Below are 21,790 nucleotides of genomic sequence, written 5' to 3'. Positions count from 1 at the left end.
TTCACTTCCTTCTATTCCATAAAAGATTGAAACCGTCGCTCGACGGCTAACAGTACGAACACTAGAATCAGGATACAACCAACCATCAGCGTAGCTCCTGCGGTCAGCTTCTGAATGTCCAGTGAAAAGAACATATTGTTCATATAGTGCTGAAGCATATAAATACGGTCATACGGATAGTCGCCGGCGAGCAAATACGTCTCTCTGAACACTTTAAACGAGTTGATAATCGAGATCAGCACAACAAAAATCATCGTCGGAGTCAAATAGACCAGTGTGATATGAACGAACTGACGCAGCCTGCTGGCCCCATCCATCCTGGCGGATTCATAATAAGAAACAGGAATCGCTTGAAGTCCGGCCAGAAATAAGATCATGTCGTACCCCACGTTTTTCCAAATGTATAAAATCACCAATACCCCTATCGAGCCGTCGGACTGCATCCAATCGATCCTAGCCCAGTTGTGGCTATGCAACCATGCATTTAAGGCTCCATTCCAGTCAACGAAAATTTGCCATATCATGATGATGGAAGCTACCGGCACGACCAAGGGCAAAACAAAGGAAGTCTGCAGCCAACTACGTATGGTGAGCTGCCGGTTTAAGAGGATAGCGAGCACCAAGGAAAATAAGATCAGAAGCGGCACACTAATACTCGTAAATAGTGAGGTATTCATTGCTGCTTTATGAAACGATCTGCTGGTGAGCAGTGCGCTATAGTTATCAAAGCCGACAAATGATCCGCCAATCGTAGCATCTGTAAATGAATACACAATCCCCATACCGAACGGGATGATATAGAACAATATGAAGCCTACTGCGCTAGGCGCCAGGAAGATCCAAGGGGCGATACTTTCTTTCCCAAGCCAAGTCGGAAGTTGGATTTTACTCATTCAAGTAGGTCATCACCTTGTTTTGTATAAGTTTGGCTACATCTTTAGCGGGTTTCTGACCGCTGAAGAAGGCCTCGCTTTCTTTTTGAACGATCTCTTCAATTTTGGTGGGCTGGAACGCAACGGGATGAACGGCTTCCGACAAATAGCCATTCAACAGTTGGATCTGAGCGGGATCGACGGGAATCGATTGACCATGTAATGGACCTTCTTCATAGGTTTTGACCGTCTTGCTGGCCAAGAGCTGTTGGACTTGTTTCTCATACACCTTTTTATTGATGGGGAAACCGGCTCGTTCTGGCGCTGGTTGAATGTCACCCGACATCAAATACTGAAGGAATTCCCATGCCTCTTGTTTGACGGGGGATTTCTCATTGATTCCGATAACCTTGTAGGGGTAAAAGTATCCGCCAGCTGTCGTTCCTTCCGCTCTTGGTTTGGCATACAGTCTCGCATCTTTACCGGATTCCTTCATCGTAACCAGATAATCCCAGGCGGAATTGATATTTTTGGGGTTGAAATAGGATCCGCCGCGAGAACTGGCGAAAATGCCGTCATCATACATCTGTTTGATCTGCTCCATCATATCCGTAAAAGCTGCCGAGTCGAAGCTTGCCGTTCGGGAAGACTCGTTTACCAGATGAGAATAGTTTTCCTTCACCATTTCACCCAGCAGCATTTGCATCATTTCCTTCCCTTCTGACGCCGCAGCTCCAGGAGCACTGCCCGCCGGCACTTTATTAGGTCCCTTTTGACTTAGCTGCTTGAGGGTGTCGGCGTACTTTTCCCACGTCCAATTTTTATCGTCAATCGGAACACCGGTTTGTTTGATGACTGTTTCATCACCGATGAATACATTGAGGAAGAAAGATAGCGGCATTCCGAAAAGTCCTCCATTAGTCTGGGAGCTTTCCAGAATATTGTTATAATAGTCACCCTTTTGGAATCCAAGGTCTTTCTTCAACATCCCGCTTAGATCAGCAAGCAAATGTTGACCGACATATTTCTCACTTGGCAGCATGTCTAAGGCGAGCATATCAGGTCCTTTGCCAGATAACATGGCTGTATTCGTCGCGGTTACATATTTTTGCAGCTCAGCTTCCAAATGCGCATCGTCTGTCACGACATCCTGCAGCTCAATGGTAATATTCGGATGCGCAGCCTCATAACTTTTCTTAGCTTTCTTGAGTTCCTCATCCGGCCAAAATGTAGAAAAAACAATCGTAGCTTTACCGCCTTTAGACTCATTTGCTGCATTCGTGCCTGTTTGCTGTGGAGTGGAAGTCTCTCCCGTTTTCCCCGTGTCCGTGCCAGGACTGCTCGGGCTCAAGCTCGAGTTCGAGCTGCAAGCTGATAACCCCAGCATGAAAACACTTAAACTAAGTCCTAACCAATATCTGGATTTTTTCAATTTTACCCCATCCTTGTTCAATGATTTTTGATATAACGCCTATAAAATCAATGTAACCCAAGGATGTTGCTGTCACTTATCCAACTTGTCAACGAAATGTCAACGAGTTGCAATAAAAAAGAACCGAAGGAAATCCTTCGATTCTTTATTTGAATTCAATCACTAAGTTTTGATTCAATCTCGATGCGCCTTCAACAACTTGAGCCGCTGAGGAGTGCGAAGCGGACTCGGGAGCTGGAGCAGGGGCTGGAGCCGCTCGAGGCTTATCCCATTCGTAAGGTTTCCACCCGCATAGAAGAAGCCTTCTATTATCCTGGCTCCACGCCATAAGCGAGGGTATGACTCCTTTGAAGAGTTGCGTCTTGTTGAGTACATTGTTGCCATATAACGAAGCTGCGTAGACGGTGTCCTTGTCCTGTGCGTAGGCAATCGATTTGCGATCCGGAGATAAACGAAACGCATTGACCCCTTCTACAAGAACGGAAAAGGCAGCATTGCGTCGGTCATACGCATACAATGTCCCCTCTTGTCCGATAAACGCAATCTGGTCGTTGTGGATCCACTCAACTTGGCTGTCGTTCGCAGCGAGATGTTCATATTGCCGGACCATTTCGCTGCCGTTCCACGTGCCGATTTCCACATAAAATTGTTTTCCTCTTGAGCGGACGATGGCTACACTTTGGGCATCGTCCGCTAGCTGAATGGAACCGATGATATCCGCTTCGTCCCATCCACCAAACGAATAGGTTTTCAGGTTATGATCCATCAAATCGTATACGTTAATAGAAGTTCCCTTGTTCTTGGACTTATTCGAGAGATAAACGAGATAACGGCCATTATTCGACCATCCAAATCGCAATGTCCGCAACTGTTCCATCGCAATTGGAGCGATCACAGTTTCTTTCTGATCCGCCAGAGTCATGATGTTTAATCCAAAAGATCCATTTTCTTGTTTGACATAAGCAATTGACTGGCTGGCAGGGGAAAAAGTCATGAAAGATAACTTGGCCCCAATGCCGAATAATTTCAGATGCTCTTCATAAGGGGCATCCACACGTTCCATGCTAACTGTATTTTCATTTTCGTCAAAGAGGCTTAGAAGTGAAGTGGAATGGATCCAACCTATTGGTGTCCCCAGCTCACTAGATTTACTTAGGATACGGTAGATCGTCTTGACATCATATGCACCTTGCTCCTCTTTGACCTGCGATGTTTCCTCTGCATCCGGGATGATAATCGTTTCTGAGCGTGATCTGCTCGAACAGCCTGCCAATAAGATCGTAATCAGGAAGCACATCGTAAACATGCGGACCCAACGTTTACTCATTCCCGATCACTCTCCAATCTACGGTATGGCAACTCGATATAGACACTGGTTTGATCCAAATGGCTTGTCATGCGGATGCTGCCCTGATGTTCGTCTACAATTCCTTGGCTAATACTAAGGCCCAAGCCTGCACTTTCTGCCTCATGCGTAGTCGCATCGGCCCGATAGAACGGCTCAAAGATCCGGCTGAGATGCTCCGGACGAACCGTGGGACCTTGGTTTATGAACGTCAAACGCACAGTTTCGGAGGCAAGTTCCGCTTTCGCCACAATGTCCGAATGGGCATAGCCATATTTGATGGCGTTATCCAGAAGATTGATGAATAACTGCCTCAGTTTATCCGGCTGTCCACTTACGAATAAACCATTGTCCGCATGGCATCGAATCGTTTTCTTATATCGTTTGGCCTTAATCGTCATTGTTTCGCTAACATCTTTCAGGAGGAAACCCACATCCACGATGGTCATTCGATCCGCCACATGGGTTTCCTTCGACTGCTCGAGCAGCTTCAAAACCAGCTCATGCAGCCGCTTGCTCTCATCAAGAATGTGGGTAATCCCCTTTTCAAACATTTCTTGATCTTGATTTCCGTTCTCACGAATAATGGTGGCATACCCCATAATAGTTGTAAGTGGCGTCTTCAGTTCATGGGTCACATTATCGAAAAATCGCTTGCGCGCTTGGTTCAACTCATCCAATTGATCCCGATCTTGCTCAATGGTGGCAATTTGATTCTGGATGCGTTCAATCATGTTATTGAAATTGGCAGCCAGTTTTCCAATCTCATCCTTGCGCCTAAACGTAAGTCGAGTGTTTAGCTTTCCTTTCATAACTTCGGTGGAAGCCGTAGACAATTTCACTAAAGGTATAGTTATGTGCCGAGATAGCAAATAAGTGAACAGGAAAGCTGCTGCAAAAACAGCCATAGCGGTAACAAAAATTGTTCGCCTAATTTGCGTGCTCTGCTCATAGAGCAAAGTGAAATCCTTGGCAAACCGAATAATCCCTACTTTCGTTCCATCAACGATGACCGGGAATGCGAACAGAACCGATGTTGTCTGATTCTCAGAAGTAATCCGATAGGCGGTTTTGCCGAGCAAGGCTTGTTTCAAATCATCTCCAGCCGCCTCAAACAGCGCAGGGTCCGTTGCGTACAGCTTTTCCCCTGTTACGGAATACATAGCGATGCTGGTGGACGTATCATGCTGCAAATCTTTCGCCATCTCCTCGGCGATTTGTCCGAAATACAGTTCATCATTGCCAAAATGATGGATCATAAACGACTGCCGCACATAGGCATTGCTGTTATTTTTCAGACCAATTAATGAATCCGTCATCATCTTTTGATTACCGGATTCAATATTTCTTGCAACCATCTGGTTTAAAATCACAAAGAAAATAAGAAAAATGAGAAAAAATCCGATAAGCAGCTTCCCTCTTATGGTGTGCAGCATGTTACCCGTCCACTTGTTTCTCAAATTTGTAGCCTATGCTAAACACGGTAGTAATCAGATCACCCAGTTGCAGCTTTTTACGCAAGCGTTGAATGTGCGTATCTACAGTTCTTGTATCTCCAACGAAATCGTAACCCCATACCTGATCGAGCAGTTCTGTTCGTGTAAAAATTTTACCCTTGGATTGATAGAGCGTCATTAGAAGATCATATTCTTTCGGGGTCAGGTCAATAAGCTCATTGTTTCTATGAACCAAACGCTCGCTTGTATTAATCGTAATTTCTCTAATTTGGATGATGGTTTCTTGTGATTCGTTCATGGTCCGATTCGCCTGAGCAAACCGCCGCAAAATTGTTCTTATTCTAGCAACCACTTCTCGAAGATCAAAAGGCTTCGTGATATAATCGTCAGCCCCAAATTCCAAACCGAGAATTTTATCTGTAATGTCAGATTTAGCTGTAAGCATGACAATTGGAATGTTATATAATGCGGTAACTTTTTTACAAATATCCAGACCATTCCCGTCCGGCAGCATCCAGTCCAGCAATAATAAATCTGGTTGGAACAGCTCCAGTCTTCTTAAACCTTCGGCACTTGTAGCTGCTTTTTGAATGCTATATCCTTCCTTTTGCAGTCCATATTCCAGAAGATCGGCAATTGCTGCTTCATCCTCAATCAACAAAATTTTGGTCTTCTCCATCCGCCCTCCGTGTTCATTACGCCATGGGCACCCGTGCCAGCCATTTACATTCCCTATAGCAAAGTTGGTGATGCTCGGTGAAATTATACCTCTGCAAGGTAACGTACATGTTACGAACTTGTAAACTTTATGTGTCCAACTCTATTCCATACCATTTCATTTAGATGACGAGAGACTTTGTTTTCTTCTATCAGCTATAAGAAGCAGTGCATATAGTAGCAAAGGAACGACGACACAAAAACTTAGATCAAACCAAACGTAATATTGCTTCAAAAGATCAATGTAAATGACGATACTAGGCGTGCCGACAACGGTGCCGACGAGAAGAATCATGCCAATTGGGATTGTCAGCATTTTACTTTCCTTCAGATTAAGCAGCTGCGATATACCGGTAGTAAGTGAGAAAAAGAGCAATAGTGTTTTATAAAAAACAGTTATGATCCATAAAAAAGCAAGAATCGCTTCGAGCCGCTCCAAAAAGTGGCCTATTGATATTTTTTGTGCTAATACGTAGGTTGGATAATATTTCGTTTCCATTAAATTCGTACCAAGCACGAGAACACAGAGCAGTACAATGAAAATCATAATGACTCCGCCGAAAGCAAAACCTGTTATAATCGGTTTGGTCAACTTCGCATTTCCTGTAACATGCGAAACCAACATAAGTAAGATAACCATCTCTGTAAACCCGTAAGTGAATGCCGGCATCGTTCCCTGCCAGATCTGGCTTATCCCTTTTGCTGCAATTGGCCATAAGTTGGAGAAATCGACTTGAGGCATTAAGAAGATAATGAGAAATAGAAACAACACCATGAACATGGGAAATAACAGCTCGCTCATACGGGCAAATGCTTCAATCCCATACCTGTAAGCGATGATAATAACCACGAGAAATACAATAATGATTGCGTTAACAGGTGTTTCCGGCATCATTTGAGTCGTCATAAATTGGCTCATCTCACTCAAAAGAGATAAGATGCATATGAAAAATTCAAATATGAAGAGCAAACAGAAGCAACCTCCCAACAAGTGGCCAAGCTTCTGGCGCGTGAACACGAACAGGCTGTTTCGTTGAAGCTTATTTGCAATCGAAGCGAATAACCAGCCCGAAAGTAATCCTATGAACGTGGCTACAATCATGGATAGCCAAGAATCCTGCTTGGCTGAGGCGGCAATGATCGTTGGCAAGATTAAGATGGAATCACCAATAATCCCCAGAATGATCAAGATTGTAAACTGGCGCTGGGATATCTTCGCATTGTCATAATCGTTCATGTGCCCTCCCTTTCTCCTACCAACACAGATTAACTGCTAACCAAGCCATTGAAACAACAATTTTAATATGTAAAATGGATTCGGGAGTTTTACTTTTAGCGTCAAAGCTCCATAGAGCGCGGTTCCCATGAGCAGGAAGATAATGAAAATAACCAACTCGCGTTTATGCTTTCGTCGAATCAGCCCTGGAGCTTCCAACCAGAAGGTTCCCGCCGCTATAGCTAGTACAGCAAAAAAAGAGGACATGCTTGAACCGCGTCCTTTCTACACGTACGCTATTTCATTGTTGTATTGCCCGTTGTTCCCGTTTTCCGGATAAAAACTTGAATATCATAATGCACTTTGGTCTTGGGGAATGTTTCATCATTCCATTCATCTTTCACTTGTTCCCAATATGCGGGATGCTCCTTCCCTACTTGGTTACCGAACCCTATGATATCAGACTTTATCTGTTTGGCATGAGCGACGGTCGCTTCCATATTGGATTGAACAATTTTTTTGGTTTCTTCCTCCAAATGTTTCATTGTTGCCGGATCCATCAAATCAACATCGATGCAAGGCCTGTCGACGATATTCGCTTCCACCCGCACTTGAACATTCACTTCGGGCAAACCATTCTGTATTTTCGTTTTCAACTTGGTATCGGAAGACGTGACTTCAATGCCCATATATTTGTGCTCTCCACACGCAACTTCGATTGAGGTACTATCCAGATTATCCGTAATATCCGTGTACCCTTTGCTTTCCTGTTGATCCAACCATCCTATCAATTTATCTTCCTTGAAGGCAGCGATGCCCGAATATCGGAAACGACTTGGCGGTAGAAAGGATTCTACATTATGTTTCGATTCACCTATTTGGGGATCCCCGATTATTTGAATGCCTGTAAGCGCGAGCTCATAACCGGGGTTGGAAAGTTTATTTAACGTTTCATCTAATGTAATAGCTGCGGTTGGCGCCCAATTTTTTTGTGAGGTTTCTAGCGATTGCTTCATGCTATGGCTGGATAGTTTCTCGAGTGGTGTATACAGTTTCAAAATGTTCTCCGCCTTCGTGCCTCTGGCCACAACAATATTGAAATCCATCCGCAGCTCATTGTCTCGAAACGAATTATCGATAAATTCTTTTATTCCCTTCCTCGCTAATTTTTCACTTATTACATAAAGCTGCAGATGACCCATATAAACTTTACGCGGAGCCTCGGCCGTCAAGGATCTTGCAGCTTCGAACATCGTCTTGCCTCGTCCCTGAAAAAGCGTGCTGGGAGGACGATCTCCGCCTTTTTTTTGAGCTGAAATTTCACTGGGGTTAACGACCTGGAACGAGATCAAATATTCGCCGTCTTCCCAGTCAATACCGACTCCAAGCACGATAAGCAGCTCGTTCAATTCCCGTCTGCTCCAACAGCCGGTTAACATCAGCAAACAGAGTATAATGACAGCCCATTTGCACCTCATGACGACAGCGCCTCCTTCCTAACGCTTGCGTACCCTGATGCTGCCGCTATGTAACGATGTTTCAGGTCTTTTGAACATCAGCCATCTCGGCAAGCGTACGAGAGTATCCTCTAAATCCGTTTGGTTGTACGGAGAAAATGGAGACATGTACGGCTCGCCGAAAGAGCGCAGCGAACATAAATGCAGCAGGAGCACGAACACGCCCATGATAATCCCGAACAATCCGAAGCTAGCAGCTATCGCCATAAACACAAAGCGAAGAATGCGTATTGGAATGGACATACTGTACGCCGGCAAGGTGAAAGTGGAAATAGCGGTAACGGATACAACAATTACCATCGCCGCAGATACAATACCCGCCTCCACAGCAGCTTGTCCGATAACCAGAGTACCCACGACGGATACAGCTTGGCCAATCGCTCGCGGCATCCGCAAGCCGGCTTCTCGTAATATTTCGAAGGTAATTTCCATCACGAGCGCCTCGACAAATGCGGGGAATGGCACCCCTTCTCTCTGAGCGGCCAACCCAATCAACAACGAAGCAGGTAACATGTCCCGATGGAAGGTTGTTATGGCAATATATAAAGATGGCAGCAATAATGAAATAAACACACTTCCAAATCGCAATAGTCTCAGTAAACTCGCATAAGCTGCACGCTGGTAATAGTCCTCCGCCGATTGAAAAAAAGTAACGAATTGGCATGGCACCAACAACAAATTAGGTGTTCCGTCAACTAAAATCGCTACTTTCCCTTCCAATAGCTGTGATGCTACGTTGTCAGGCAGTTCTGAATTGTAGATCGTTGGAAACAAAGAAAACTTAGTATCTTCAATTAATTCCTCGATATAACCGCTGTCAAGGATACTATCGATTTCGATGGCGTTAAGTCTTGTACGAACCATGTCAACGACAGATGGCTTGGCTAGACCGTTGATATACATAATACTCACACCGGTTTTCGTTATCTTGCCTATTGAAATGGTTTCAAGCCATAACCTGGGATCTTTAATTTTTCGGCGAATCAGCGCCGTATTCGTGCGAAGTGTTTCCGTGAAACTTTCGCGTGGACCACGCACGGACGTCTGGTTCGTTGACTCCGTCACCTCGCGTCCCTTCCATTCACGAACGTCAGCGCGATAGGCAATGTCCGTGTCTTTGAGAAAAATGATGGCTTCACCAGAAAGTAAATTGGTGAATAAAGATGTCATGTCTGTAACCGTGTGAATCGATCCGACACCGACTAGAAGTTCTTTGGCAAGTAAGTCTATATTCACATTTTCCGACTCTGTGACAACACTTAGCTTGTGATTTAACACGTCATAAATGTAATTATTAATAGCTGTTGTGTCCGACAACCCATCGATATACACGACGGCCGCCGCAATTTCTGTATGTTCGTCATAACGGATCTCACGAATGACCAGGTCATCGCTTCCACCTAAATCATTCTGAATGCGTTCTAGGTTATGCTCAACGATTGGGTTTATCGAACCCGTTGTAGGTACTACCAAACAACTTCCCTCCTTAGCGTTGACACCTTAAAAAGAAAAGTCATATCTTCATTTAATTTTTAGTATTTTCATCCAATTGCCTTTTTATCCCAGACTCAAAAAAAGCACAGGTGATCAATGTAATGACATTGACTACCTATGCTTGCAACAAATATGTATTAGTTAAATGGTTTCAAATTTGACAGGTCGCATAAATAACTTCATGATCTGATCTCGCGCATCTTGCTCTTCCCAAAGGACGGCATTCACAGCCTGACAAATGGGCAATTCCACATCATACTTGGCTGACAAATGAAGCAAGGCTTTCACCGTAGCTGCTCCTTCGGCTAATTTCTCAAAGGGTTCCTGTTTGACAAAAGCTTCCCCAAATCGCCGATTATGACTATGTTTCGAAAACACGGTCGCCTCATAATCACCGAGATGACCCAATCCATACACAGTCAACTCATTCCCGCCCATAGCTTTGACTAACCGGGCTATTTCTTTCGTACCCCTAGCCATTAACGCCCCTTTCAAGCTTGAATAGCCTAATCCGTCCAGGATGCCTGCCGCAATACCGATCACATTTTTCGCAGCCGCACCAATTTCATTTCCTAATACATCTTCCCCATAATAAAAGCGGATTGTTTCGCTTCCCAAGCTATCAACGATTAACTTCGTAACCTGACTGTCGTCCGAATCAATCACCATACAGTTCGGAATGTCCTGCACGAAGTCTTGCACATGTCCGGGACCGACCCAGATGGCAACATGGACAGGCTGCTGAATTTCTTCTTTCATGACACGTGTAAGCCTTTCCCCGGTATTGACTTCAAGACCTTTCATACACAGAACAAATGACTTGCCTGCAAGGTTCAACGAATTAAGCTGCTTAGCAAACCCTCTAAGTTCTTGAGCACTAATCGCAATAAAGATAAGTTCAGCAAATGCAACAGCTTCTTCCAAGCTATTCGTTAACTGAATCTGTTGTGGTAAAAGCAAATAATCATTTGTTCTCGTCTGCAACAACTTCTGATAATTGCGGGAAGCTTCTCTTCCCCATAATTTCACATCATGTCCTTGTTTATTGGCATACCAGGATAAAAAAGAACCCCATCTTCCGCAGCCTAATACAGTCACTTTCATTACATGCACTTCCTTTACGTCAATCTGAGGCGTGAGTACTCTCTATGTATCTCCAATAGCATTATTCGCGAAAAAAGTTGACGATCCTCTTGATACCCATGAAAAGAATAAAATCCGCCGAAAAGGCGGATGAGAAAGTTGACTATTTAGGGGGCAACCAAAAGCGATTTGACGTGCGGCCTCCGAGAAGGGGTCTGCCTACTTTTCCAGGCTTGCCTGTAGGAATTTTACGCAGTGATGAAATGCCTTTAGATGGCAATGCCACAGGACCAGAAGCATTTCTCGCACTCCGAATTGCGGTTAATGTTAGTGTGAAATTGGCAACAAGCAAGCCGAGCCTAATTCCTCTAAAACCCACTGTTCGGCAAGTGGAACAACCCGTGTCCCAGCACCAGCGATACGGTGTCGAAGGGACTTGTGTGAAGAATTGCCCTGCCCAGCGGCGTCCGAATGCATCTTCTGCGTAATAATAAAACGTTTGTCCGCCAACGAACCCACTCCAAACTTGTCGCGTTTGCCCAGGGTCCACTCTGTACCAACCCGTTTTGACAAAAGTCGTTGGTCGACAGAGTAAATTAAAGTATCCGAAGGAAATAAACAGCGGAGCATTTGTAGCGTTTCGGAAACTGAAACCCATAGTTCGTCACTTCCTATTCCACTATAGTAATCTTACAGTTTATACTATGAGATTACTCGAAAATAGAAAGGGACAAACGTTGACTCTCCTAAAATATTAGCGAGTGCTGGAGTGCTGGATCGCTAACTTCGCTCCCCATTTTGACCAGCTACGAGACTCTTGAAATTGTCCAATTTATAGTTCATTTTCTCAAGTGCAATGCTCATTTCAGCCATTTGCATCTCTATGTCTTCTTTGTGCTTATGAAGAACTTGATAGCAACCCTCGTAGTCTTGATCGATATAGAACTGAATATAGCGGTCGATTTCTTTTAACGGCATCTGTGTTCGTTTCAAATGTGTAATGAAAATGAATCGTTCCAGATCGCCGCTCGTATACTCCCGCCGTCCATTGCTTTTACGATGAGGTGAGGGCAAGATCCCGATTTTCTCATAATAACGTATTGTATCTATGCTCAGGCCCGTCTTCTCAGACAGCTCTGAAATTGAAAGTGTATGTTCGGTAAGTTCCATACCAAGCCTCCTTTGTAACGATTTTATAGCCTGGAGTATACTCCAGGTCAACCGGAATGGCCGCCTATAAAGCAATAAAGGCCGCCATTTAGCGACCTTTCACGGTTTCGTGCTGCATTTCGTACTCCATATCTTTTTTTATTTTATCCGGCATTTGGTCCGGCTTCGCGCCAAACCACTTCGTATACATCGTTTCGTAAGTTCCGTCTTTGCTGACAGCCTCGATGCCCTTGTTCACTTTGCCGATATATTTATTGCGTTTCTTCCCAACGACGGCGTACCGCTCTTTGTTAAACATTTCTCCAACCATTTTCACTTGTCCTTGCGCTTTGTCCTGCAGAAAATCATGGGCGTTACGCTCATCGAAAATGGCGGCATCCACCGTATTGTTTTTTAACTCGTTGTAGACATCAGCGACATTGGAATAGCTCCGTATTTTTGCCCCTTGAATTTCACCTGCGTAGTTAAAAGCAGTTGATCCGTTCTTGGTGGCCACCACTTTTTGAGCTAAATCCTCCTTGCTTTTAATGACACCATTGTCGGTAGATGTCAAGACGACCAGTCCTGTTTGAAAATAAGGACTGGAGTATTCAAAATTGTTCTTGCGGGCATTGCTGACCGTCATACCGGCAATCGCCAGATCAACCGCGCCGGATTTGACGCTCTTGATGAGTTCTCCATGCTCCATGGGAACGAGTTCATACTTAATGTCCGCTTTTTTCGCAATCGCTTGCCACAAATCGACCTCGAAGCCCTTCTTATCCCCGTTTTCCGTATACGTGAACGGACGGAAGTTTTGCTCAATGCCGACTTTGACCGCTTCCTGTTTCCCGCACCCTGAGGCAGCAAGCATAACCAACAGGACGGCTAACAGAGCGATGCCCCGCTTGCTTCGATTTCCAACCATAGCTTGGATACCCTCCTTCTCATAACAACGGTATTATTTGTTAATCGATGAGAGGTTATACTTGGTTATTTACATAGAACTAACGATAAGTCGGTGCGATAACTCCCCTATCAACCTCAACCTTTTTCAGCTCTATGCCATTCATCAAATCAATTCGCTCATTTCCTTTTACAGCTACATGCCACTCATGCCCATCATAAGAAACGATCCCCTCTACAGTTCGAACGCTCATCCCGATGAGCGATTTCAGTTTTCCTTCTCGATCCGTCACAGCTCTTAACCCATTCGGAAACTGAAGCAGCACCTTCCCATCCCGGTAAACAATCGATTGATCCACCGTATTCACCAGTTCAAAAGTTACACTGTCTACTTGGCGACTATAGGCCGTAGCCTCAGCAATTTCTTCCCCGTGATCGACGGCGTATGGAAGCAGTCCTGTAAACCAAAGATCATTATCCGGTCTAGGCATAATCCCGCATAGCCGTTCAACATAATCCAACACGCATAAAATGGCCGGTGAGTAGGTTTGCGTAAACCCCTCCTCGCCTGTCCACGGACTAAGCGCTTGAGAGAAACGCGTCATTTTATTAAAGGCCGCCATGATGGGATACAGCACATACGTTAACTCTACGAATCGGCCGTGATGCTCAAAGGCATGCGGTGCACGGATCAGGCTGAGAAAGTTGGATGGCCCTGCCCAGCTGTTATACGATGAAAAAGGATCAAATCGAGGATCATCCATCGCGATCGAGGTAAAAGGATACTTCGCAAAGAACTTACGCGTGTTCAGCAGATATCTCCGCAGCGATTGATCGAAAAATGCCTGATCGCCAACTTCACAAGCTAACACGCGCAGAAGGATATCCGATTGAACGCGAACCAGCTCGTCATTTTTATCCCGATCATAGAAGAACTGATCCGTTTCATCGAAGCAGTATTCGAATAAGCGATTTAAGCTGGTGGCTGCTTTCTCCCGCCACGGCTCGCCGCTTTCGCCTAACTCTTCCGCCATTTTCGCCAAATAGAGTCGCTGACAATACACATTTGCCGTTAAATCCGGTGCAAGGAAAGGCAGAATCGGAGAATCCGGGTTATACTCCCGCGGATCATTCCTATGCGGTGTATCCGCTACATGCCAGAAACGCGGCGACAAGTCATGACCCGTATCGAACGTACAGAACGCTTCGACAGTACCTGTACCACGCGTATCGCGATAAGTAGCCAGCCACTCGTCATAGCGCTGCATGGCCGTGTACATTTTACGCAGAAAGGTCTGATCCTTCCCGTTCAGTTGATAATGATTCCACACACTTCGCGCAAGTGGTGTCACCAGTTGGATTTGCCTATACGATGGACCCGTCTCGGTCAATTTATACGGAATTAAGCCATCTTCGCGCTGGTGGTCGGCGAACATTTCATACGTCGTCTGCGACACGGACGGTAGGAAGCGTGAAAGCAGCTCGGCATTAATGGTCCCCGTGCTTTCCAGCCAACAACCTAAATAGATGCCGCCTTCATGTAAAATAGGCTTGTCTCCGAGGGTTGGCACCACACAATCCAACAACTTACGCAGTGCCTCGTAGTAGACACTCTCAAATTTATCGGAAGAGGCCGCAAATTTCACGCCATGCTGCACCCACTCTTTTACTACCTGAACATCGGAAGCTTTTTTCAGCTCACCGACCTTTTCCTCCGTCTGAATCCCGCGAAGTTTCGTAAGCACGTCTTCTTTCATATATTTCAGCCTCTTTTCTTGTCTCAATGAAATATGTCAGCAAGCTTATTAGAAGATAAGAAAAAGACTGCCAGTGGCAGCCTTTTCTCCCGCAAGCGGATTTCTTATTTGTTATTGTTGAAAATTTTGACCGTACCGGTATAGAAATCAGCCACGCCTTTTTTCACATCTTTTTTGCCAAACCCAATTTCCTGTACGGTTGTTTCAATTAATTTCGTGTACTCCGTGTTGCCAGGAGGATTGTAACTCACCGCGAACGGTTCTTTGTTCGTTGCTGCAGAGACTCGGCTCGTATAATCATAGATAACTTGATCAACCGGATTCGCATCCTTCTTCAACAGCTCACGCATTTTGGATGTAACAGGAACTCCACGGTCATTGCCCAAAATTTTCGCCGCATCCGGATCGTTAATCCAATAGTTCATCAGCATTGCCACTTCTTTCGGATGCTTTGTTTTGGCATAACCGGACAAGCCTTGGCTCGATTCGAATACAACACCGGTACCTTTTGGTCCACGAGGCAGTTGGACTAACTCCAGCTTATCCGGAATCAAGTTCTGGTGAGCGCCAAGCTGATTGGAAGCAAGCAGGCTCATCGCCACTTTGCCGGTAACCACAAGTGATTTGCTCGTATCCGACGGAGGATTAGACACTTGCAGCGCCGGTGTAACTACGCCGCCAGCTTTCGTCATCGAATCCCATAAGCCGAACCACTCTTCCGCGTCCTGCTGCTCAAAGCCAAGCTTCGCATTATCCATGTCGTAAAGCATCTTGCCTCTTTGCTTCAAGTAGATATCCATGCCATCGACAGTGAAATTGTACGTACCGAATACGTCTTTACCCAACTTATCCGAAATTTCTTTGCTCGTTTTTCCAAATTCTTCCCATGTCCAACCGTCTTTTGGAACAGGGATTCCAGCTTTTTTGAACAACTCCGTATTGACAACAATCCCCCTTGCATTCGCACCGGCAGAGACATGTAGAAGTTTACCTTTGAATGTCCCGTACTGAATCATGGATTTATCCATATCGCTAAGGTCAAGTTCTTTGCCTACATAAGGATCCATCTCCAGCAAAACGTTTTTATTGGCGTAATCAACGACGTTCCCGCCAAGGAAAAACGCATCAGGTGCTGTGCCGGAAGCAAGCTGCGTGTTGAGCTTATCAAAGTAACCGGAGCTTGGTGCGAACTCACCGACAATTTTGATGTTCGGATTTTTCTCTTCGAACTTGCGCAGCGCTTCATTCGTACGATCTGCCCGTTTTTGATCGCCCCACCACATAAGTCGGAGTTCAACTGGTTCAGCTTTTGCAGCTCCACTTGCCGTGCTTGTCGCCGGCGCACTTGTTGTGCCGTTGCTTGTTCCTGTGCCTGTTCCTGAGGAACAAGCCGTTGTCACGGCCATCAACATGGTCAACGTTGTCATGATCAACTGTTTTTTCATAGAAAATTCCCCCTGCTTTTCGTGTTATGATCGTTGATACCCTGATCGTAAAGCATTTTCAACGTACATAGAATGTCATTTCTTCGGGTGTTGACTACTCAATTTTTCGGGTTATTTCAAACCCGTAGTCGCAATGCCTTCCAAGAAATATTTCTGGAAAGATAGAAAAATCGTCATGATCGGCACCAGTGAAAGCACAGACATCGCAAGCAGCGCACCCCAATCCGATTCTCCGGAAGGATCAAACAAGGAGCGGATACCAAGTTGAACGGTAAACAATTTGATGTTGTTCAAATAAATCATTTGTGAAAAGAAGTCGTCCCACGTCCAGATAAAAGTAAAAATAGCAGTTGTAATTAAGGCAGGCACCAACAGCGGCATCATAATCCGAAAATAGATTTGACCTTGTCCGCACCCGTCAATCGTTGCACTCTCATCCAGCTCTTTCGGGATACCACGAATGAACTGCACCATAAGCAGGATGAAGAAAGAATCGTGAGCCAGCCATTTGGGTACGATCAGCGGCAGGTACGTGTTAATCCATTCAAATTTGTTATAAATAATGTACTGCGGGACCAATGTAACATGATAAGGAAGCATGATCGTCACCAGCATTAGACTGAACCAAAGCTTTTTGAATCTGAATTCCAAACGGGCAAAAGCATAAGCAGCAAAAGAGCACGTAATGATGTTTCCAAGAACTGAAAGCACCGAAATTTGCGCGGAATTCAGGAAAAACCGGCCAAACGTCGTACCCTGCAGCCCTTTCCAGCCGTTGATATAATTATCCAATGTAAATGTTGTTGGCCAAAGGCTTGTATTTGAGAATATGAGCTGATTCGGTTTAAACGATGCGCTGAGCAGCCACAAGACGGGATACAGCATCAGCAAGCCAAAAGCGATAATCAACAAATGTTTAAGTAGTTTTGTATAGTTCCTGTTCACAGTCATTGCATCATCCCCTTTCATCCTTGCCATCGCCGTAAAATACCCAATACTTTGAGGTCAGGAACACAACCGCCGTTAATACGCCAATAACAACTACCATGATCCATGCAAGCGCTGACGCATACCCCATATCGAAAAATGCAAATCCTTTTAAATACAGATACAGCGTATAAAATAGGGTTGAGTTAACCGGGCCCCCGCGCCCGTCACCAATCACGTAACCAGGCGTAAACACCTGGAACGAATTAATAATGCTCATAACCAGGTTAAAAAAGATAACCGGCGACAATAGAGGCAATGTAATTTGAAAAAACTGCCTGATCTTCCCTGCACCATCCACTTGCGAAGCTTCATACAGATCAGCGGGCACTTGCTTCAGTCCTGCCAAAAAGATAACCATCGCAGATCCAAACTGCCACACGGACAATGTAATGATCGTGGATAAAATATAGTCCGGATGTGCGACCCAAGCCGGTCCCTCAATGCCAAACAAGCTCAAAAATTGGTTGAACAATCCGTCTCCGTCGAATATTTTACGCCATACGATGGCAATCGCAACGCTTCCCCCGAGCAGCGACGGGATGTAGTAGACGGTTCGGTATACGCCTAGCGCCCGAATTCCTTTATTCAGCGCCATTGCCACCATTAAGGCAAATATCAATCGAAGAGGCACAGACAGCAAGGCATATTGGAACGTTAGTCCCATCGAATGCAGAAAGGAGTCGTCTTCCTTGAAGATTTGCACATAATTGTCCAGTCCTAGCCACCGGGGGCTGTTCAGTAAATTGAATTTCGTGAACGAGAGATACAGCGAGCCCAGCATTGGCCCTAAGGTCAGACAGAAAAATCCGATCAGCCATGGCAATAAAAATAAATAAGCCGTACGATTTTGCCTCGAAAGGGCGGATTTTCGTAGAGATGACATGAGCGCCCTCCTCCTTCATGATCGTTTCGGGGGACGATGTGCCCCCAGTAGGATCATCATAAGGATTTACGGCGCTCCTTTGAATGCTATTTCTTCGGTACTTGATTATCAAATTTTTCAGGTGATTTAAGGCGCACTCGATAATCGGATGGCGATATCCCGTACATCCGTTTAAATTTTGAACTAAAATAACTCGCATTCGAGAAACCCGTCAGCTCCGCAATGTCCCACAAACTGAGCATCGTTTCCTCCAGCAGCTGTACAGCTTTCGCCATCCGCACATCCGTAATGTATTGAATGAATGTTTTACCGGCTTTGGCTTTGAACATTTCAGAAAAATAGGAGGAATTATAATTAAAACGTTCGGCTAACATCGTTAAATTCAGATCATACATGTAATTGTCTTGAATAAATTGCTCGGCAGCTTGAATCATGGAATGATCGGCATCCAGAGAGTCCTTTTCCGGCCCAGCCATAATTTTCACAGCCAGTTTATTCAGAAATTGCTGAGCCTTGGCTGCCGTATCAAAGCCCCACACCTGCTCGGGACGAAGCCACAGTTGTTCACTGCTCTCTAAGGCTATGCCGGCCGTAAAGGCCATCGAATCCAGCATTAGATATAGCTGAAAAATAAGTTTCACAAAGCGAGCTTGCGAAGCGGCAAAAGAAGCACTCAATTCTTTGTAAACCGCCTGCTCAAACGCGGCCAAATCGCCTCGTGTCACATAACGCTGCAGCACCTTCGTCGTTTCCTCCGAAAGAACGGCCTCCATGGCGCCATGCTGCTGAATGACATTCGAACCAGGATTACCTATCAAATTCCAAGCCAATAACGCAGATAAATAGCCATCCTTCCATTGTCTCAGGCCAGTTACCTTCTGACCTGTACCAATCGCAGGCTCGTATCCCAAATGTTCGGTTACTGCATGACGAAGGTTCTGTACGAAAGATTCCAGTTCCCCCTCTTCAGTGGCGGTTACGAAATGCATCAATCCTGCATAATTCGCATCCCGAAACACATGAAACAGCCCTTTTGAATTCTCTGCCGCTTCTCTGCAGAGCATCTCGAAAGGCAGCCGCAATTTGTCAGGTGAACGTTCCTGCTGCATCGTATGACGCTCGATCAAACCCGCTGTAACAAATCGCACTTGCCGGCTTTCCCATGCATCCAGTTGAAACCACTTGGCTCTTTCCCGCAATACGGACTCCCGTTCCACCTCTTCTTTGACAAGATGAACAAGAAAATGTTCTTTCATTTCCTTGTAATATTGCGAGAGCCGCCACTGCATCATGGCTTGCTGGTCACGTTCATTCCTTAGCCCATCCAGCTCCTGAACGATTTTGCCCAGCGTTTCGGTCAGTTCATCTTGGGTCACAGGCTTGAGCAAATAATTCCTTGCCTGATTGCGAATCGCCGCTTTGGCATATTGAAAATCCTCATAGCCTGTAATAACAATTAACCGCAAAGCGGGATACTGTTCGTAGCAAGCTTCCAAAAAGGACACGCCGTTCATGACGGGCATATTCATATCTGTGATGATCACATCAGCCGGATGCTGTGCCAGCCACTCCATGGCTTCAGCTCCATTGCCTGCTTCACCTGCAACGTTCAAGCCTAAGCGTTCCCAGTCGACCTTGAGCTTCAAACCAAGGCGAATTTCCGGTTCATCATCGACAATAAGCACACTATACATCCAGGCTTCCTCCTTGAATAGGCAAAATTAGTGAAATACTTGTGCCTGCGAGCTCACCCGGCGTAATTTCAAACTCGAACAAATTGCCGTAGTAGAGCTGGCATCTGGCTAAAACATTGCGCAAACCGATTTGTTCCGACCTTGTTTTTAAAATATGGTCAAAATGAGAAGTCAACGACTCTGCGCGCAGCTGCTGATACAGGTCCAACGTGATTCCTGTGCCGTTATCAGCAACGGTGAGTATTAAACGCTGATCTTCACGCCGAACTCTAACAATAACCTTTGCTTCAGCCTGCTCTTTAAAGCTGTATTTTACAGCGTTTTCAATCAGCGGTTGCAAAATGAACTTGGGAATGACACATGAACGAAGCGACTCATCTTCTTCTAACGAGAGATTCAGCCTATCGGCAAATCGAATTTGTAAAATGGACGCATAATGGCGGACATATTTCAGTTCTTCTTCAAGCGGTGTTAAATCGTTGCTGATTTTCAAGGAAAAACGCATCATTTTCCCCAAAGCCTCGATGACCTTTACGGTATCCTGTGTACGGTGCTGCATAGCCAAACTGCTTAATAATTCAAGTGTATTAAACAAAAAATGCGGATTAATCTGCATCAGCAAAGCTTTATATTCCGCCTGCTGCTTTAACAGTTTCAGCTCAAATTCTGTTTTGATATGATACCGGAGCCGGCTGACCATGTTTCTAAACGTTGCCGTCACGTAACTGACTTCATTGCGCACCTTTTCGTCAGCAGGAATCCGATTCTCGGCGCCGTCAAAATCGCCCATCTGGACATAACGCATCCCGGATGCCAACCGTGAGAGCGGTTTCGAAATGCCGTGCGAAAGCCAAATTGCCGCAGCAATTGCCCCTACCAACAGCAAGGAACCAAAAATCAAGAGACTTGTGCGCAGCTTGTACAAATTACCGTACAAATCAACTTCAGGCACAATGCCAACCAACAGCCAATTGTTAAGCTTTAGCTTTTTATAGACCATAATATCTTTAGCGCCAGCTTCATTTTCCAGATAAATGACACCGTTCTGCTGCGTGCTGTTGCGGATTGCCTCCATTTGCTTCGCTGCCTCGGGGTGAGAGTCGTATTCATGCTGTCCTAGAACGGATTCTCCTTGACCATCCAGCAGGAAAATCGTACCTTTTTCGCCTAAATGAATCCGACTTAGCGGCTCTAAGAAAAATTGAGAGCTAACATTAATTTTCATCATATTTTTGGATTGCAAGGGCTCGAATGTGCCGATTGGCAGCAATAAACTGAGTACGTCAAACGTTTTCGAACGATTCAGTTCAATTGGATCTTTATGAGCAGATACCCATTGAATGCCTCTTGTTTTAAAACGATCGTACCACGCTTCGTTCTTGAACGAAGAATCATTCATCATTTGATTGTCCGCCGTGATCCATAATCCCTCCTGCCGATACACCGTCACCGACGAAACAATCGAATAATTATTCGTGGTTTGGGTTAGAAACTGACTGAGATTAATGTTTGCCAGCATCTTTTCACCTGCCGGCAATGCAGTATCTGACAGGGTATTGTCCCAGTTTTTCACCGTCGAGCTGTTAAAAACAATGGATGAAACATCGTAGATTTGAACCAACGCCATGTTGACGAATGACCCGTATTCATCCATTTTTTCGAAAGCGGACGATTCGATATAGGAGCGTATAATGGATCGTGACTCTGTAAAAAACAAGTACGACATCGTCCCGAACGAGACGAACAATAAGACGACGAAAAACACGATCAATCGGTTTTTTAGCGAGTAGAACATGTAAAGCCCCCTCTAGCTAGTTATGGCATCTTTAATTA

19 protein-coding genes are annotated in these 21,790 nt (G+C 45.2%); all 19 read right to left on the bottom strand.

From position 1 onward, the window contains the following. Positions 1–11: 11 nt before the first annotated feature. On the bottom strand, positions 12–893 hold the full coding sequence (locus ACKTT9_RS18685; RefSeq protein ID WP_407872775.1) for a carbohydrate ABC transporter permease: 882 nt from the start codon (positions 891–893) through the stop codon (positions 12–14). Continuing rightward, the gene (locus ACKTT9_RS18680) at positions 886–2,304 is read right to left on the bottom strand and encodes an ABC transporter substrate-binding protein (RefSeq protein ID WP_407872774.1); all 1,419 of its coding nucleotides are present in this window, start codon (positions 2,302–2,304) and stop codon (positions 886–888) included. The genes ACKTT9_RS18685 and ACKTT9_RS18680 overlap by 8 nt, the downstream gene beginning before the upstream one ends. A gap of 145 nt (positions 2,305–2,449) precedes the next feature. Then, positions 2,450–3,631: a hypothetical protein gene (locus ACKTT9_RS18675; protein WP_407872773.1), complete on the bottom strand. Its 1,182-nt coding sequence runs from the start codon at positions 3,629–3,631 to the stop codon at positions 2,450–2,452. Then, positions 3,628–4,557: a sensor histidine kinase gene (locus tag ACKTT9_RS18670; protein ID WP_407873067.1), complete on the bottom strand. Its 930-nt coding sequence runs from the start codon at positions 4,555–4,557 to the stop codon at positions 3,628–3,630. The genes ACKTT9_RS18675 and ACKTT9_RS18670 overlap by 4 nt, the downstream gene beginning before the upstream one ends. Positions 4,558–5,086: 529 nt before the next feature. Then, entirely contained in the window at positions 5,087–5,785 is a 699-nt protein-coding gene (locus ACKTT9_RS18665; protein ID WP_407872772.1) for a response regulator, read from the bottom strand. A 156-nt stretch (positions 5,786–5,941) separates the two neighbouring features. Continuing rightward, positions 5,942–7,060: an endospore germination permease gene (locus ACKTT9_RS18660; RefSeq protein WP_407872771.1), complete on the bottom strand. Its 1,119-nt coding sequence runs from the start codon at positions 7,058–7,060 to the stop codon at positions 5,942–5,944. Between the two features lie 36 nt (positions 7,061–7,096). Then, the gene (locus ACKTT9_RS18655; RefSeq protein WP_407872770.1) at positions 7,097–7,306 is read right to left on the bottom strand and encodes a hypothetical protein; all 210 of its coding nucleotides are present in this window, start codon (positions 7,304–7,306) and stop codon (positions 7,097–7,099) included. 29 nt (positions 7,307–7,335) lie between these two features. Continuing rightward, positions 7,336–8,517 (bottom strand): Ger(x)C family spore germination protein, encoded by a 1,182-nt coding sequence (locus ACKTT9_RS18650; RefSeq protein WP_407872769.1) that lies wholly within the window; start codon positions 8,515–8,517, stop codon positions 7,336–7,338. Positions 8,518–8,535: 18 nt separating this feature from the next. Further along, the gene (locus ACKTT9_RS18645) at positions 8,536–10,029 is read right to left on the bottom strand and encodes a spore germination protein (protein WP_407872768.1); all 1,494 of its coding nucleotides are present in this window, start codon (positions 10,027–10,029) and stop codon (positions 8,536–8,538) included. A 162-nt stretch (positions 10,030–10,191) separates the two neighbouring features. Beyond that, positions 10,192–11,154 carry an NAD(P)H-dependent glycerol-3-phosphate dehydrogenase gene (locus ACKTT9_RS18640; protein WP_407872767.1) on the bottom strand — a complete coding sequence of 321 codons (963 nt, stop codon included), beginning with the start codon at positions 11,152–11,154 and terminating at the stop codon, positions 10,192–10,194. Positions 11,155–11,296: 142 nt separating this feature from the next. After that, positions 11,297–11,791: a DUF1036 domain-containing protein gene (locus tag ACKTT9_RS18635; protein WP_407872766.1), complete on the bottom strand. Its 495-nt coding sequence runs from the start codon at positions 11,789–11,791 to the stop codon at positions 11,297–11,299. 122 nt (positions 11,792–11,913) lie between these two features. Continuing rightward, positions 11,914–12,303: a MerR family transcriptional regulator gene (locus tag ACKTT9_RS18630; RefSeq protein WP_407872765.1), complete on the bottom strand. Its 390-nt coding sequence runs from the start codon at positions 12,301–12,303 to the stop codon at positions 11,914–11,916. A gap of 88 nt (positions 12,304–12,391) precedes the next feature. Continuing rightward, positions 12,392–13,210, bottom strand: coding sequence for a substrate-binding periplasmic protein (locus ACKTT9_RS18625; RefSeq protein ID WP_407872764.1), 819 nt, complete (start codon positions 13,208–13,210; stop codon positions 12,392–12,394). A gap of 79 nt (positions 13,211–13,289) precedes the next feature. Beyond that, a complete protein-coding gene (locus tag ACKTT9_RS18620) occupies positions 13,290–14,945 on the bottom strand; it encodes an MGH1-like glycoside hydrolase domain-containing protein (RefSeq protein ID WP_407872763.1) in 1,656 nt (551 codons plus the stop codon). 104 nt (positions 14,946–15,049) lie between these two features. Next, positions 15,050–16,390 carry an ABC transporter substrate-binding protein gene (locus ACKTT9_RS18615; protein ID WP_407872762.1) on the bottom strand — a complete coding sequence of 447 codons (1,341 nt, stop codon included), beginning with the start codon at positions 16,388–16,390 and terminating at the stop codon, positions 15,050–15,052. 111 nt (positions 16,391–16,501) lie between these two features. After that, entirely contained in the window at positions 16,502–17,341 is an 840-nt protein-coding gene (locus ACKTT9_RS18610) for a carbohydrate ABC transporter permease (RefSeq protein WP_407872761.1), read from the bottom strand. Between the two features lie 4 nt (positions 17,342–17,345). Then, positions 17,346–18,263: a carbohydrate ABC transporter permease gene (locus tag ACKTT9_RS18605; RefSeq protein WP_157326272.1), complete on the bottom strand. Its 918-nt coding sequence runs from the start codon at positions 18,261–18,263 to the stop codon at positions 17,346–17,348. A gap of 86 nt (positions 18,264–18,349) precedes the next feature. Next, complete coding sequence (locus ACKTT9_RS18600; RefSeq protein ID WP_407872760.1) at positions 18,350–19,957, bottom strand: response regulator; 1,608 nt, start codon at positions 19,955–19,957, stop codon at positions 18,350–18,352. Beyond that, on the bottom strand, positions 19,950–21,752 hold the full coding sequence (locus ACKTT9_RS18595; protein ID WP_407872759.1) for a sensor histidine kinase: 1,803 nt from the start codon (positions 21,750–21,752) through the stop codon (positions 19,950–19,952). Before ACKTT9_RS18595 ends, ACKTT9_RS18600 begins: the two co-directional genes overlap by 8 nt. Positions 21,753–21,790: the final 38 nt, after the last annotated feature.

This window comes from Paenibacillus sp. P36 (genome assembly GCF_045866505.1).
In the GTDB taxonomy this organism is placed as follows: domain Bacteria; phylum Bacillota; class Bacilli; order Paenibacillales; family NBRC-103111; genus Paenibacillus_E; species Paenibacillus_E chondroitinus.
This window is presented reverse-complemented; position numbering and strand designations above follow the sequence as displayed.